Raw genomic sequence first — 13,028 nt, 5'->3', positions numbered from 1 at the left:
CGCACCAGACCGAAGGTCCCGCCCCACACGCGCGCGCACGTGGCTAGCCTGAGCCAAGGGTTCGTCTCCAATGAGGGAGCACCGCATGGGCACCGTATCGACGTCGAAGATCCGCAACGTCGCCCTGGTGGGCCACAGTGGCAGCGGCAAGACGACGCTGGCTGAGGCACTGCTGCTGCGCGCCGGGGCCATCTCCCGGGCAGGGCGCGTCGAGGACGGGTCGACGGTGTGCGACTTCGAGCCCGAGGAGATCGCGCGCGGCATCTCCCTGTCGGTCGCGCTCGCACCGTTCGAGTGGACGGCGCCGGACGGCGAGACCTACAAGATCAACCTCCTGGACACGCCCGGGTACGCGGACTTCGTGGGCGGGGTCGACGCGGCGATGAGCGTCGCGGACCTCGTCGTCGTCGTCGTGAGCGCGGTCGACGGGCTCGAGGCAGGTGCCGAGATCGCGTGGGAGCAGGCGGCAGCCCTCGGGCTGCCGCGCATGGTGTTCGTCACCAAGGAGGACAAGCCGCGCGCCGACTTCCACCGGGTGCTCGAGCAGCTGCGCACCGTGTTCGGGGCCGGGATCATCCCGCTCGAGCTGCCGCTCGGTGAGCAGGACGCGTTCCACGGCGTCGCCGACGTGCTGTCCGAGCACGGTCTGGCCTACACCCCGGACGGTCGCCACCACGACGAGCCGATCCCCGCCGACGTCGCGGAGGAGGAGCACCGCCTGCACGACGAGGTCGCCGAGGAGATCGTCTCGGGGGACGACGACCAGCTCGAGCGGTACCTGTCCGGCGACATGCCGAACGCGAACGAGCTCGAGCGCAGCCTGGCCCACGAGGTGCGGGACAGCCTCGCGTTCCCCGTGGTCGTCGGCTCCGCGGTGACGGGTGTCGGCGTCGACCGGCTCGCGGACTTCCTGTGCGAGCTCGGGCCGTCCCCGGCGGACCGGCCGCGGCACGTCGTCGTCGGCGGGCCCGATGACGGCCACAACCTCGACATCGACGTCGACCCGGCCGGTGAGCCGCTCGCGTACGTGTTCCGGACCGTCGCTGACCCATTCGTCGGGCAGCTGTCGCTCATCCAGGTCCTGTCCGGGACGCTCGCGGCCGAGGACCACCTGGTCAACACGACGACCGGGACCGACGAGCGCCTGCACGGCCTGTTCCACCTCCGCGGCAAGGAGCACCTGCCGGCCGAGAAGGTCGTCGCGGGCGACCTCGCGGCCGTCCCGAAGCTCGCCGCGAGCCCGACCGGCACGGCCCTCGCGCGCGGCACCACGCCCGTCCGCGTCGTCGGCCCGGCCCCGCGCCCGACGCCGTACGGGCTCGCGCTGCGCCCCCTCACGCAGTCCGACGACGACAAGCTGTCCGGTGCGCTCGGCAAGCTCGTCGCCGAGGACCCGACTCTTCGCGTCGACCGGATCGGCGGCGTCGGCACCGCCCACGGGCAGACGGTGCTGCGCGGTGCGGGTGACATCCACCTCGCGGTCGCACTCGAGCGGCTCGCGCGCAAGTTCGGCGTGAACGTCGCGACCGACGAGGTCCAGGTCGCGTACCGCGAGACGATCGCCGGTCCGGCGGACGCCGAGGGCAAGGTCAAGAAGCAGTCGGGCGGGCACGGACAGTTCGCCGTCGCGCAGCTGCGCGTGACCCCGCTGCCGCGCGGTGCAGGGTTCGAGTTCGTGGACTCCGTCGTCGGCGGCTCGGTGCCGCGCAACTACATCCCGGCCGTCGAGCGCGGCGTGACCGAGGCCATGGCGACCGGCGGGCTGCGCGGGTACCCCGTCGTGGACGTGCGCGTCGAGCTGTACGACGGCAAGTACCACTCGGTCGACTCGTCCGACATGGCGTTCCGCACCGCGGCGGCCCACGGGCTCCGCGAGGCGCTCACCGCCGCAGGCACGGTGATCCTCGAGCCGGTCTCGGAGGTGACGGTCACGATGCCGGCCGCCTACCAGGGCGACGTGCTCGGGGACCTGTCGTCGCGGCGCGCTCGCATCTCCGCGACCAGCGCGCTGGACGACGGCCGCCACGAGATCCGTGCGCTGGTGCCCGAAGCTGAGCTCGCGCACTACGTCCTCGACCTGCGCTCCCTGACCGGTGGCCGCGGCTCGTTCACCGCGGTGCACCACCACGACGACGTCGTGCCGCCGCAGATCGTCGACCGGGTCACGACCGGGGGCGCGGTCAGCGGGGCGAAGGCGCACCGCTGACCCGGGACGGCGCACGCCGGCCGATCCACGCGTCCGCCCCGCCAGCGAGCGCGACGCCGATCGCGTACAGGATCAGGTCCAGGCCGTTGAAGGTTGTCCCGAGGACCAGTCGCGCGGGCCACCACGCCTTGGTCAGGTGCGCGGGGACTCCCGTGAGCTGCGCGAGCTCGACCGCGGCGCAGACCGCCCACGCGACCGCTGCCACGACCCACGTCCGCGCCGTCGGGCGGACGAGTGCGACCAACACGACGACAAGGACGGCGTAGCAGGCATCGCCCGCGGGTTTGGCGATGACGTCGAGGCCTGTCGCTGACCCGAACGCGCGGACCGCCAGTCCGACCGCGATCACAGCGATGGCCGCGAGCGCGAGCCGGGACCGACGACGACGTGCCGGCCCGGCTTCGTGCCTGACCCTCCGATGGACCGTCACCAAGTCTTGAGCGTCCGGCCCTCGTCGTCCTTGAACACTCCGCTGACGATGAGCACGAAGTCGATGAGGGTCCAGAAACCCAGGCCGCCCGCGGTCAGGAGCTGGATGACGCCCGTGCCGACCTTGCCGACGTAGAAGCGGTGCACCCCGAGCACGCCGAAGAAGAACGCGAGAAGCGCGGCGACGGTGCGGCTGCGTGAGCTGACGGCGACCATGGGGTACGGGAACATCACGGGCCTTCTCTCAGCGCGCGGGCAGGCTGGATGAGCAATGTAGCGCGCCGTCAGGTGGCTACAGGTCCTTGCGGCGGTAGAGCACGGCCGCGAGCGCGACGAGCGCGACCATGAGCGCGAGCGACGTCAGCACCGGCCACAGGACGTTCGTCGACGTGCCTGCGGCGAGCGCCGTCGCGTCGTTGCCGAGCCCCGCGGGGGAGTACCGGGCGAGCGGCTTCCAGATGCCGGCGATCGACAGCAGCGCGTAGGCGCCGATCCCCGCGCCGGCAGCCCCCGCGTTGGACCCGATGAGCGTCGACAGCAGCGTCATGACGGCGATGAACAGCTCCCCGAGCACGAGGCTCACGAGCGCCGACGACCACAGGGCCGATCCGGGCGCGGTGCCGAACGCGACCGCCGTGAGTCCCCACGTCACGAGCGTCCCGACAACGAGGACGACGGCGAAGAACGCCGCATGGACCGCTGCCTTGACGACGACGAAGGCGCTGCGGGACACCGGCTTGGTGAGCACGAGGACGGCGGTGCCGCTCCTGCTCTCGGCGGACACGAGCCCGCCGTAGATGATGATGAGCGCGAACAGGGCGATCTGCGACAAGTTCTTGACCCACTGGGCGTAGGCGTCGAGGTAGGTCGGCGTCGGGATCTGGAAGCCGCCGAGCTGGTCGGCGGCGAGGGCCCCGACGATCTCGGGCGTGAACCGCGCGAGCAGCGGGCCCGTCAGCGCGAAGAACAGCAGGATGCCGGGCAGGACCCAGATGCGCCACGTGCGCAGGATCTCCAGGGCCTCCTTGCGGGCGAACACGACGGTCCCGCTCATCGCCGGTCACCCCCGACGAGCTCGACGAAGACCTCTTCGAGCCCCATCTCACCCGCATCCATCCGGACCAGTCGTAGCCCACGGGCCGCGACCAGGGCCGGGATCTCGCGCTGCGCGGCGTCGACGTCGGTCACGGTGACCTCGATGGCCGCGGGCGCACCGTTCCCGCCGGTGGACCCGTTCGACGCGCGGGCGACCGCAGCCGCCCACGGCAGGCGCCCGATCTCCTCGGCGAGCTCGTCCGCGCCGTCGGTCACCTCGACGACGACCTTCTGCGCGCCGTACCGCGCCTTGAGCTCGTCGATGGGCGCGTGCGCGACGACGCGGCCACGGTCGAGGATCGCGACGGTGTCGCAGACCCGTTCGACGTCGGCCAGGATGTGCGTCGAGAAGAAGACGGTCGTGCGGCCGCGCAGCGAGGCGATCATCTCCAGGACGTCCTTGCGGCCCATCGGGTCGAGCGCGCTGGTCGGCTCGTCGAGCAGCAGCAGCCGGGGTGCGTTCACGAGGGACTGCGCGACGCCGAGCCGCTGCTTCATGCCGCGGGAGTACCCGCCGACGGTCGTCGTGACACCGGTGAGCCCGGCGAGGTCGAGCAGCATCTCGACGCGGCTGTCGAGCACGTGACCGCCGAGGCCGAACAGGCCGCCGGCGAACCGCAGCAGCTCGGGCGCGGTCATCCAGTCGTAGAAGCCGGGCACGTCGGGCAGGAACCCGATCTCGGCGCGGACGGCGTTGCCTGCGGTGGCGACGTCGTGCCCGAGGACCTCGACCCTGCCGCTCGTGGGGCGCGCGAGGCCGGTCAGCAGACGCAGCGTCGTCGTCTTGCCGGCGCCGTTCGCGCCGAGGAACCCGAACACCGACCCCTCAGGGACGGTCAGGTCCATGGCGTCGAGCGCGTTCTTGTCGCCGTAGGTCTTGGTCAGCGCCGTGGTCCGGATCGCGGCGGTCATCGGGGGTCGGTGTCGTCGCGCTTGCCGTAGAGGGCGTCGGCGATGGACTCGGTCGGGGCCGGGCGCGACGTGGGCGGCGCGACGGCGGTCTCGGTCTTCACGCGGCCCACGACGAGGTAGAGGATCGCGCCGATGAGGCTGACCAGCAGGATCACCGCGAGCCAGATCCACTTGTTGCCCGAGACCACCCGGTCCGCAGGCCGGCGGTACAGGTCGATCAGGGCGACGACGTCGAGCGTGAGCTGGATGATGACGAGCACGACGAGCGCCGCCACCATCCCTCCCGGCAGGGTCGACAGGTCGGTGTTCATGCGAGAGGTCCGTTCATCGAGTGGGTGGACAGGTCAAGGCGTTGTTCCGCGGTGCGCCCGACGCGGGACACCCCGACGAGCAGAGCGAACGGCAGTGCCGCGCTCGCGGCCCGGCCCACCCACAAGGGCCAGACGCCGCTGCGGCCGCGGGCGGTGTGGACGGTCTGTGCGAGCACCGACAAGGCCGTCGTCGCGAGCAGCAGGCTCTCCGCCGACGCCGCGACCCGGTCGAGCGCGGGGCTCCGGCGTGCGTGGACCGCCGCGGCCATCGCCGTCGGGACGGCAGCGAGACCGACCAGGCCGAGCACGGTGGACGCGCGTGCGCCCTCGGCCGTCACGTCACCGGACAGGCTCCACCTCGTCGGCACGGTCGCCGGGAGGCGGCGCCAGCTCACCGCGGCGAGCGTCCCGACCGCAGCGAGGACTGCGACGGGTGCCGCCAGGGTCGCCGCGACCGTACGCGGCGGGACGGCACCGAAGGGCACGTCCTCGTCGTCGGGCCGGACGACCCCGGTACGCACCGCGAGCGCGCCGACGTTGACGGTCCACCCGACGCCCCACGACTTCGGGACGAGCACGCGGCGGTCGAGGGGGTTCCACCACCGGCTCGCCTCGCGCGCTGAGCTGGGCGGACGCACGTCGTACGGGACGCCGAGGAGCCGGCCGTGGGACGCGATGTGGCGGCGCGCGGGGCCGTCGTCCTGCGGGCTCGCGGCGGTGACCTCGGCGGCGAGGGCTTGCGGGGTGCCGAGCTCGGCGAGCACGTGGGTGACGTCGGCCAGGCTCCCGGCGTCACCCACACGGTCGACCACGTGGGCGCGCAGGTCGTCGACCGTGTCGTCGTCGACGCGCTTGCCCGAGGCCAGGACGGCGACCCGGAAGCGCAGGAAGTACTGGTCGATCGCGGCGGAGACGTCGTTGCCCGTCATGGCCTGCTCCCCCCGCGCAGGAGGCTGTCCATCGCGTCCCGCAGGTCGACCCACGCCTTCGCCATGCTGCCGAACGCGTCGTCACCGTCGACCGACAGCCGGTAGTACTTGCGGGGAGGCCCGGCCGGCGACTCGCGCCACACCGAGGTGATGAGGCCGGACTTCTTCAGCCGGGACAGGAGCGGGTAGGCCGTGCCCGCGCTGATCGCGAGGCCGGGGTAGGCGCCGAGCCGGTCGACGATCTCGGCACCGTAGGCCTCACCGTCGTGCAGGAGGGCGAGGATCGCGAGCTCGACGACGCCCTTGCGGAACTGGGACGGGATCGCCTCGCTGATGGCCATGCTCGCTCCCTTCGCCGCCCGCTCGTCGTTCCCCGCGTGCATCGCCTGCATCCTGGTATTGCAAGGTAGACGGTAGTGCAAGACGCCGCGGGAAGACAAGGGAGCTGCCGAGCGGACTACGCGACGGGGTCGTTCGGCTCGTCCGGTCTGATCCGCACGACCCCGGCGTCCAGGTCGACGTCGAACGGCGGCGCCTCGGAGGGTCGCTGGACGATGGCCGTCCGCTGCCACTCGCGCTCGCGCGTCACGTTGCTGCGGCTCGGCTGGAACACGTCGATGAGCTCGCCGAGCATCCCGGACACCGCCGAGTCCGCACCGTCGCGCCGCGCGCCGCGGTGCGACGTGAGCTGCGCGATGCCCACGGCGACGAGAGCCGCGACCACCACGCCCACCGCGAGGGTCATCACACCAGCGTACGAGCGTCGGACCTGGCCGCTACGGTCGGGGCATGTTCCTGCTCGACGACGGTGCGATCGTCCACAGCGCGAGCGACCTCACGGCCGCCGCGACCTGCGAGTACGCGGTTCTGCGGGTGCTCGACGCGAAGCTCGGACGGGCAGAGCCGGTCGAGCCCGCGGCCGACGCGATGCTCGCACGGGCGGCCGTCCTCGGCGGCGCCCACGAGCAGCGCGTGCTCCAGCAGCTCCGCGACGACCTCGGTCCGTGGGACCCGTCGGCGGGCACCGGCGTCGTCGAGATCGAACGGCCGGCAGGCCGGCTCGCGCGCGACCGGTTCGCGCTCGAGGCGGCACACCAGGAGACGCTCGCCGCGCTGGGCGCGGGGGCGGACGTGGTCTATCAGGCCGGGTTCTTCGACGGCCGGTTCAGCGGGTGGGCCGACTTCCTCGTGCGGGACCGGGAGGCCGAGCTCGGCGCCGAGTCTCCGTATTACGCGGTGTACGACGCCAAGCTCGCCCGGCACGCCAAGATCCCCGCGCTCCTCCAGCTCGCCGCGTACGGCGACCACCTGCGCGCCGACGGGGTCCGCGTCGCGCCCGACGTGCACCTGATCCTCGGCGACCGCACCGTGACGAGCCACCGCCTCGACGACCTCGTGCCGGTCTACCGCGAGCGCGAAGACCGCCTGCTCTCGATCCTCGCGACCCACGTGGCCGACGACGCCCCGGTCGTCTGGGGCGACGTGCGCTTCCGCGCGTGCGGCCGCTGCGACGTGTGCTCCCCCGAGATCGAGCGGACCCGGGACGTGCTGCTGGTCGCGGGCCTGCGCTCGACGCAGCGGGCCCGCCTGCACGACGACGGGATCCGCACGATCGACGAGCTCGCCGCGAGCGCCGGGTCGGTCGCGGGGATCGGCGCAGCGACGCTCACGTCGCTGCGGGCGCAGGCCCGGCTGCAGGTCAGGCAGTCGCCCGCTGAGCCAGCCGAGGCCGCACCGCGGCAGGTCGAGTTCGAGCTGTTCGCGCCCGCCGTCGTCGGCACGCTTCCCCTGCCTGACCCCGGCGACATCTTCTTCGACTTCGAGGGTGACCCGCTGTGGGCCGAGCCCGACTCGACGGTGTGGGGCCTGGAGTACCTGTTCGGCGTCGTCGAGACCCCCGCCACGCCCGACGCGGTGCCGGTCTTCCGCCCGTTCTGGGCCCATGACCGCGCCCAGGAGAGGCAGGCGCTGGTCGACTTCCTCGACTACGTCGGTGCTCGCCTCGCGGTACACCCTGACCTGCACATCTACCACTACGCGCCCTACGAGAAGTCGGCCCTCCAGCGGCTGGCCGGCCGGCATGGGGTCGGCGAGGCCACTGTCGACGACCTCCTGCGGCGCGGCGTGCTCGTCGACCTCTACGCGACGGTCCGCGCGAGCCTGCGCACCGGGCAGCGCTCGTACTCGATCAAGAAGCTCGAGCCGCTCTACATGGACACCGCGCGCGACGAGGGCGGGGTGACGACGGCCGGCGACTCGATCGTCGAGTACGCCGACGCCTGCGCGCTCCGGGACGCGGGCGACCTGGTGGGGTGGGAGAAGCGGATCGAGCAGATCGCGGTCTACAACGAGTACGACTGCGTCTCGACGCTGCGGCTGCGCGACTGGCTGCTCGCACGCGCCGCCGAGCAGGGAGTGACGCCGCACGCGACCGTTCCTCCCGACGCCTCGGACGAGGGCTCGGTCGACGCCCAGGCTGACGGTGACCCGCTCGTCGACGAGCTCCTCGCGTTCGCCGACGACCGGTCGATCGGCGCGTCGGGCGCATGACCGAGGACGAGCCCGGTCGACCTGGGGACCGCGAGCCCCTCGGCCTGCAGGCGCCCGCGCCGCTGGGCGTCCCGGTCGCGGGGCGCACACCGGACCAGCAAGCCGTCGCGATGCTCGCAGCCTGTCTGGGGTACCACCAGCGCGAGGAGAAGCCGTTCTGGTGGGCGCACTACGACCGCCTCATCAGCGACCCTGACGAGTGGACGGACAAGCGCAGCACCTTCGTCGCCGACTCGGTGAGCGTCATCGAGCCGTGGCACGTCCCGGCGGGCAAGAGGGCCGCGCGGCGTCGGCTCCGGATGGTCGGGCGGATCGAGCCCGGCAGCGACCTGCGCATCGGCGCCGAGCCCTACACCCTGTACGACGCGCCGCTGCCGCCGGGTGCGCACACCAGCGTGCGCGGCACCCGCGGGTGGACCGCGGGGATCACGGTGCTGGAGGTCGGCGTCGAGGCCGACGACGGCGCAGCCGACGCCCTCGGCACGGACGCGCACACGCGAGCGCACACAGACGGCCCGCGCTCCGCGCTCCGCGACGTCCTCGTCGTCGCGGACCAGCCCGCGATGGCCCACGCCCGCCACGACTGCCTCCCGATGGCCCTCGCCCCGAACGCACCGCCCAAGACGGCGGGCATCGCGCGCGTGATCCGTGAGCTCGCCGAGCACGTCGCCGCGGGCCTGCCCGCCCTTCCCGATCAGCCGGCTCTCGACCTGCTGCGGCGTGTACCCCCACGTACCCGGAGCGGGCACGCCCTCCCCGGGGTGATCGAGGGGCCATGCGGGTACATCGACGCGATCACGACGGCGGTGCTCGATCTCGACGGCTCCTACCTCGCCGTCCAGGGTCCACCAGGCACCGGCAAGACCTACACGGGGGCCCGGGTCATCGCCGCTCTCGTCGACGAGGGCTGGCACATCGGGGTCGTCGCGCAGTCGCACGCCGTCGTCGAGAACATGCTGACCGCGATCGCCGGGGCAGGCGTGCCCGCTGCGCAGCTGGGCAAGAAGCCCAACGGCACGCCCGGACCGGTCACGTCCTGGTGCAGCCTCGCACCCGACACCGCGTTCGGACGGTTCTACGCGGCGCAGTCCGGCGGGTACGTCGTCGGCGGGACGGCCTGGGACTTCACCAACACCACGCGACTGCCGGGTGCGCCGCTCGACCTGCTCGTCATCGACGAGGCCGGGCAGTTCGCTCTTGCCGACACCGTCGCCGTGTCGGTCGCGGCGCGGAACCTCCTGCTGCTCGGCGACCCGCAGCAGCTGCCGCAAGTCACCCAGGGCACCCACCCCGAACCCGTCGACCGCTCAGCGCTGGGCTGGCTCACCGACGGTCACGACACCCTGCCCGACGAGCTCGGCTACTTCCTCGCGCGCAGCTGGCGGATGCACCCGGTACTGTGCGCCGCGGTCTCGCAGCTGTCCTACGACGGCCGGCTGACCAGCGTCGACGCCGCTGCCGAGCGATCGCTCGACGGGATCGACCCGGGCGTGCACTGCGTGCGGGTCGAGCACACCGGCAACGCGGTCTCCTCGGTCGAGGAGGCAGACGTCGTCGTGCGGCTCGCTCGCGACGTCATCGGGCGGCGTTGGATCGACCCGCGCCGGGATGCCCCCGCCCTCGCGGTCGACCGGCCGCTCGCCCAGGGTGACGTGATGGTCGTTGCCGCCTACAACGCCCAGGTGTGGACGGTCCGCCGCGCCCTCGACGCCGCCGGGCTGCGCGCGGTCCGGGTCGGGACGGTGGACAAGTTCCAGGGCCAGGAGGCGCCCGTCGTGCTCGTGTCGATGGCCGCCTCCTCGCCCGACGACGTGCCGCGCGGCATGGAGTTCCTGCTCGACCGGAACCGGGTCAACGTGGCGGTGTCGCGCGGGCAGTGGTGCGCGGTCGTCGTGCGCTCGACGGCGCTCACCGACTACCTACCGACGACGCCCGACGGGCTGGAGGAGCTCGGGGCGTTCATCGGGCTGTGCGCGACGGGCACGCCGGCACGCTGATCGCTGGGCGCCCGCCGGGTCCTGGCCGCTCAGGCGCGCGGAACCGCAGCCGCGGCGAACGCCAGCGCATCCGGGAGCACGCGGCGCCAGTAGCCCTCGGTGTGGGCGCCGGGGTCGAAGTGTGCGGCAGCCGCCCCGGTCCCGGCGGCGAGCTCGCGCGCGGCCGCCACGAACGGGTCCTCGGTGCCGCACCACACCCCGAGAGTCGAGCCGTCGATCGCGTCCAGGTGCCGCAGGGGTTCGGACGCGGTCCAGTCGGCCTGGTCCACGAAGACGTCGCGCACCTTCGCGTCACCCCAGCTACGGAACAGCGCGGGACTGAGGGCGATGACGGCCGCGGGGGGCTTCGCGGCGAGCCGTGCCCACAGCAGCGCGCCGAACGCACCCATCGAGATCCCGAGCGCGCCGAACACCGTGCCGAACCCGGCGTCCCCGAGCCAGCCGGGGACCTCGTCGCGCAGCATGGCCTGCGGGTCGTCGGACCCGACCCTGTGCCAGTAGCGGTCGCCGCCGTCGACGGCCGCGATCGCGAACGGCGCGGCACCGGCCTGCACCGCCGCGGTCAGGAACTCGGGCAGCCCGAGGTCGACGAGCGTCTGGGCGTTCGCGCCGCGGCCGTGCAGCGCCAGCAGGACCGGGAGCCCGGCCGCGCCGACCCCTGCGGGCGACATCGTCGCGAGGCTCACCCGGGCACCGCGCGCGGCCGACTCGACGCTGCGCGTCGTCACGGTGCCCGCCACCACGTCCGGGACCTCGCCGTCGGGCCCGTCGAGGCCGAGGCGGCGGCGGATCCCGGCCGATCCGGGCACGACGCCGGTCGCGACCCCCGCGGCACCGAGCGCTCCGGCGCCCACCAGGACGACGGCTCCCGTCAGGACAGCGCGGCGACTGACGGGTGCACCTGCGGGCATGACGCCCAGAGTAAGCGGGTAGCCGCGGCGGCGGTTCTGAGGGGGTGCCCGATGCGTGCCGATCCGCCCGCCGTGCACCACCCCTGCGCGCTAGCGTGCAGGGGTGAACCAGCGGCCGCTGTCCCAGGTCCTCGTCGGTCTCCTCATCATCGCTGTCGGCGTGAGCGCGCTGCTCGTGCAGGTGGGCGCCGTCGATGTCGACCTCGGCAAGCTCGTCGCGACGTGGTGGCCGCTGCTCATCGTGCTGGCCGGGGTGGCGGCGCTCGCCTCGGTGCCTCGGGCCTGGATCGGGCCCGTCACCGTCATCGCCGTCGGCGTGCTCCTGCAGCTCAGCACGCTCGGGCTCATCACGGTCGACCTGTGGTCGATCGTCTGGCCACTCGCGATCATCCTCTTCGGCATCACCGTGCTCATGGGGCTGGGCACACGAGGGGGCGAGGACAAGACCATCAACTCTGCAGTCATCTGGTGGGGGTCCGAGCGCCGCACCACGAGCCACGACTTCAGGGGCGGCAGCCTGAGCGCGATCATGGGCGGGATCAGCGCCGACCTGCGTGAGGCCGACATCGTCGACCGAGCCGAGATCTCGGTCTTCGTCTTCTGGGGCGGCGTCGACATCAAGGTGCCCCCGACCTGGCGGATCCGGGTGGGCGGACTGCCGCTGCTCGGCGGGTGGGAGGACAAGACCTCGCAGCAGCCGGGGCCCGACGCCCCTGAGCTCGTCGTGCACATCACCGCGATCATGGGCGGCGTCGACATCAAGAACTGATCGACCACCCACACCCCCGCGCCTGGCCGCATCGGTTGACCGACCCGCGGCGCGGTTCTTGCCGTGTCAGCGGGGCGTGGCAGCCTGCGGGGGTGCCGAACCCCGATCGCGACCCGTGGAACGCTCGCTGGCCGCAGCGACGGACGTCGGGGCTCCCCCACGCGCGGGGGTCGAGACGCCGACGCACGCGGACGCTGTGGTGGGTTGCCGTCCTCGTCGCGACGGTCGGCGTGGGGCTCGGGCTCCCCGCCTGGACGCAGGCCGTCGAGGCGGCGCGCTACCCCGTCTCCGCAGCCGACCTCGCGTCGGGACGGTCCGCGCTGGCTGCTCTGCCCGTCAAGGGCCGCGCGCCGACGACCGGCTACGACCGCAGCGCATTCGGTCAGGCCTGGGCGGACGTCGACCGCAACGGCTGCGACACGCGCAACGACATCCTCGCGCGGGACCTGACGGGTGCGACCTTCAAGCCCGGGACCCATGACTGCGTCGTCCTGGCCGGGACTCTCGACGACCCGTACAGCGGTGAGGTGCGGCAGTTCGTGCGGGGCGCAGGCAGCGCGGCCGTGCAGATCGACCACGTCGTCGCGCTGGCCGACGCCTGGCAGACCGGCGCCCAGCAGTGGGCTCCCGAGACCCGCGAAGCGTTCGCCAACGACCGGGCCAACCTGCTCGCGGTCGACGGTCCGCTCAACCAGGAGAAGGGCGCGGGCGACGCCGCGACCTGGCTGCCGCCCAACACGGGCTACCGCTGCGTGTACGTGCTGCGGCAGGTGCGCGTGAAGGCGGCGTACGGCCTGTGGGTCACGGCCGCCGAGCGCGACGCGATGCGGCGCCAGCTCGACCGGTGCGTCGTCGCAGCGGTCAGGGCGCCGTGAGTCCAGCAGCAGGCGCACCTCGGCGTGTCAGGGCCTACGTCTTC

Annotated in this window: 14 protein-coding genes; 5 read left to right on the top strand and 9 right to left on the bottom strand. The window is 73.1% G+C overall.

Annotated features, from left to right (window positions below; genetic code table 11):
• Positions 1-85 precede the first annotated feature (85 nt).
• Positions 86-2,206 (top strand): elongation factor G, encoded by a 2,121-nt coding sequence (locus VFW79_RS03925; RefSeq protein WP_329676008.1) that lies wholly within the window; start codon positions 86-88, stop codon positions 2,204-2,206.
• On the opposite strand, the gene VFW79_RS03920 is transcribed toward VFW79_RS03925, so the two are convergent.
• The 8 genes from VFW79_RS03920 to VFW79_RS03885 form a co-directional block, all read right to left on the bottom strand.
• Positions 2,181-2,636: a DUF2809 domain-containing protein gene (locus tag VFW79_RS03920; protein WP_329676009.1), complete on the bottom strand. Its 456-nt coding sequence runs from the start codon at positions 2,634-2,636 to the stop codon at positions 2,181-2,183. The two genes, VFW79_RS03925 and VFW79_RS03920, sit on opposite strands and share 26 nt — an antisense overlap.
• A complete protein-coding gene (locus tag VFW79_RS03915) occupies positions 2,633-2,866 on the bottom strand; it encodes a TM2 domain-containing protein (protein WP_329676007.1) in 234 nt (77 codons plus the stop codon). Before VFW79_RS03915 ends, VFW79_RS03920 begins: the two co-directional genes overlap by 4 nt.
• Positions 2,867-2,927: 61 nt before the next feature.
• Complete coding sequence (locus VFW79_RS03910; RefSeq protein WP_329676006.1) at positions 2,928-3,689, bottom strand: ABC transporter permease subunit; 762 nt, start codon at positions 3,687-3,689, stop codon at positions 2,928-2,930.
• Positions 3,686-4,642, bottom strand: a complete 957-nt coding sequence (locus VFW79_RS03905) for an ABC transporter ATP-binding protein (RefSeq protein WP_329676005.1) — start codon at positions 4,640-4,642, stop codon at positions 3,686-3,688. The genes VFW79_RS03910 and VFW79_RS03905 overlap by 4 nt, the downstream gene beginning before the upstream one ends.
• The gene (locus tag VFW79_RS03900) at positions 4,639-4,953 is read right to left on the bottom strand and encodes a PLD nuclease N-terminal domain-containing protein (RefSeq protein WP_329676004.1); all 315 of its coding nucleotides are present in this window, start codon (positions 4,951-4,953) and stop codon (positions 4,639-4,641) included. The genes VFW79_RS03905 and VFW79_RS03900 overlap by 4 nt, the downstream gene beginning before the upstream one ends.
• Positions 4,950-5,882, bottom strand: coding sequence for a DUF5808 domain-containing protein (locus VFW79_RS03895; protein ID WP_329676003.1), 933 nt, complete (start codon positions 5,880-5,882; stop codon positions 4,950-4,952). Before VFW79_RS03895 ends, VFW79_RS03900 begins: the two co-directional genes overlap by 4 nt.
• Entirely contained in the window at positions 5,879-6,223 is a 345-nt protein-coding gene (locus VFW79_RS03890) for a PadR family transcriptional regulator (RefSeq protein ID WP_329676002.1), read from the bottom strand. Before VFW79_RS03890 ends, VFW79_RS03895 begins: the two co-directional genes overlap by 4 nt.
• A gap of 116 nt (positions 6,224-6,339) precedes the next feature.
• The gene (locus tag VFW79_RS03885; RefSeq protein WP_329676001.1) at positions 6,340-6,627 is read right to left on the bottom strand and encodes a DUF6191 domain-containing protein; all 288 of its coding nucleotides are present in this window, start codon (positions 6,625-6,627) and stop codon (positions 6,340-6,342) included.
• A 44-nt stretch (positions 6,628-6,671) separates the two neighbouring features.
• Between VFW79_RS03885 and VFW79_RS03880 the strand changes: the two genes are divergently transcribed.
• Positions 6,672-8,432 (top strand): TM0106 family RecB-like putative nuclease, encoded by a 1,761-nt coding sequence (locus VFW79_RS03880; protein WP_329676000.1) that lies wholly within the window; start codon positions 6,672-6,674, stop codon positions 8,430-8,432.
• Positions 8,429-10,429, top strand: coding sequence for a DEAD/DEAH box helicase (locus tag VFW79_RS03875; protein ID WP_329675999.1), 2,001 nt, complete (start codon positions 8,429-8,431; stop codon positions 10,427-10,429). Before VFW79_RS03880 ends, VFW79_RS03875 begins: the two co-directional genes overlap by 4 nt.
• A 29-nt stretch (positions 10,430-10,458) precedes the next feature.
• On the opposite strand, the gene VFW79_RS03870 is transcribed toward VFW79_RS03875, so the two are convergent.
• Complete coding sequence (locus VFW79_RS03870) at positions 10,459-11,340, bottom strand: alpha/beta hydrolase-fold protein (protein ID WP_329675998.1); 882 nt, start codon at positions 11,338-11,340, stop codon at positions 10,459-10,461.
• 103 nt (positions 11,341-11,443) lie between these two features.
• Between VFW79_RS03870 and VFW79_RS03865 the strand changes: the two genes are divergently transcribed.
• Both VFW79_RS03865 and VFW79_RS03860 read left to right on the top strand, forming a co-directional pair.
• The gene (locus VFW79_RS03865; protein ID WP_329675997.1) at positions 11,444-12,109 is read left to right on the top strand and encodes a LiaF transmembrane domain-containing protein; all 666 of its coding nucleotides are present in this window, start codon (positions 11,444-11,446) and stop codon (positions 12,107-12,109) included.
• Between the two features lie 92 nt (positions 12,110-12,201).
• Complete coding sequence (locus tag VFW79_RS03860) at positions 12,202-12,984, top strand: HNH endonuclease family protein (RefSeq protein ID WP_329675996.1); 783 nt, start codon at positions 12,202-12,204, stop codon at positions 12,982-12,984.
• The last annotated feature ends 44 nt before the right edge of the window (positions 12,985-13,028 follow it).

This window comes from Cellulomonas sp., from assembly GCF_036279715.1.
In the GTDB taxonomy this organism is placed as follows: domain Bacteria; phylum Actinomycetota; class Actinomycetes; order Actinomycetales; family Cellulomonadaceae; genus Cellulomonas_A.
Note: the sequence above shows the minus strand (reverse complement) of the source record. Positions and strands in the feature narration are given on the sequence as shown.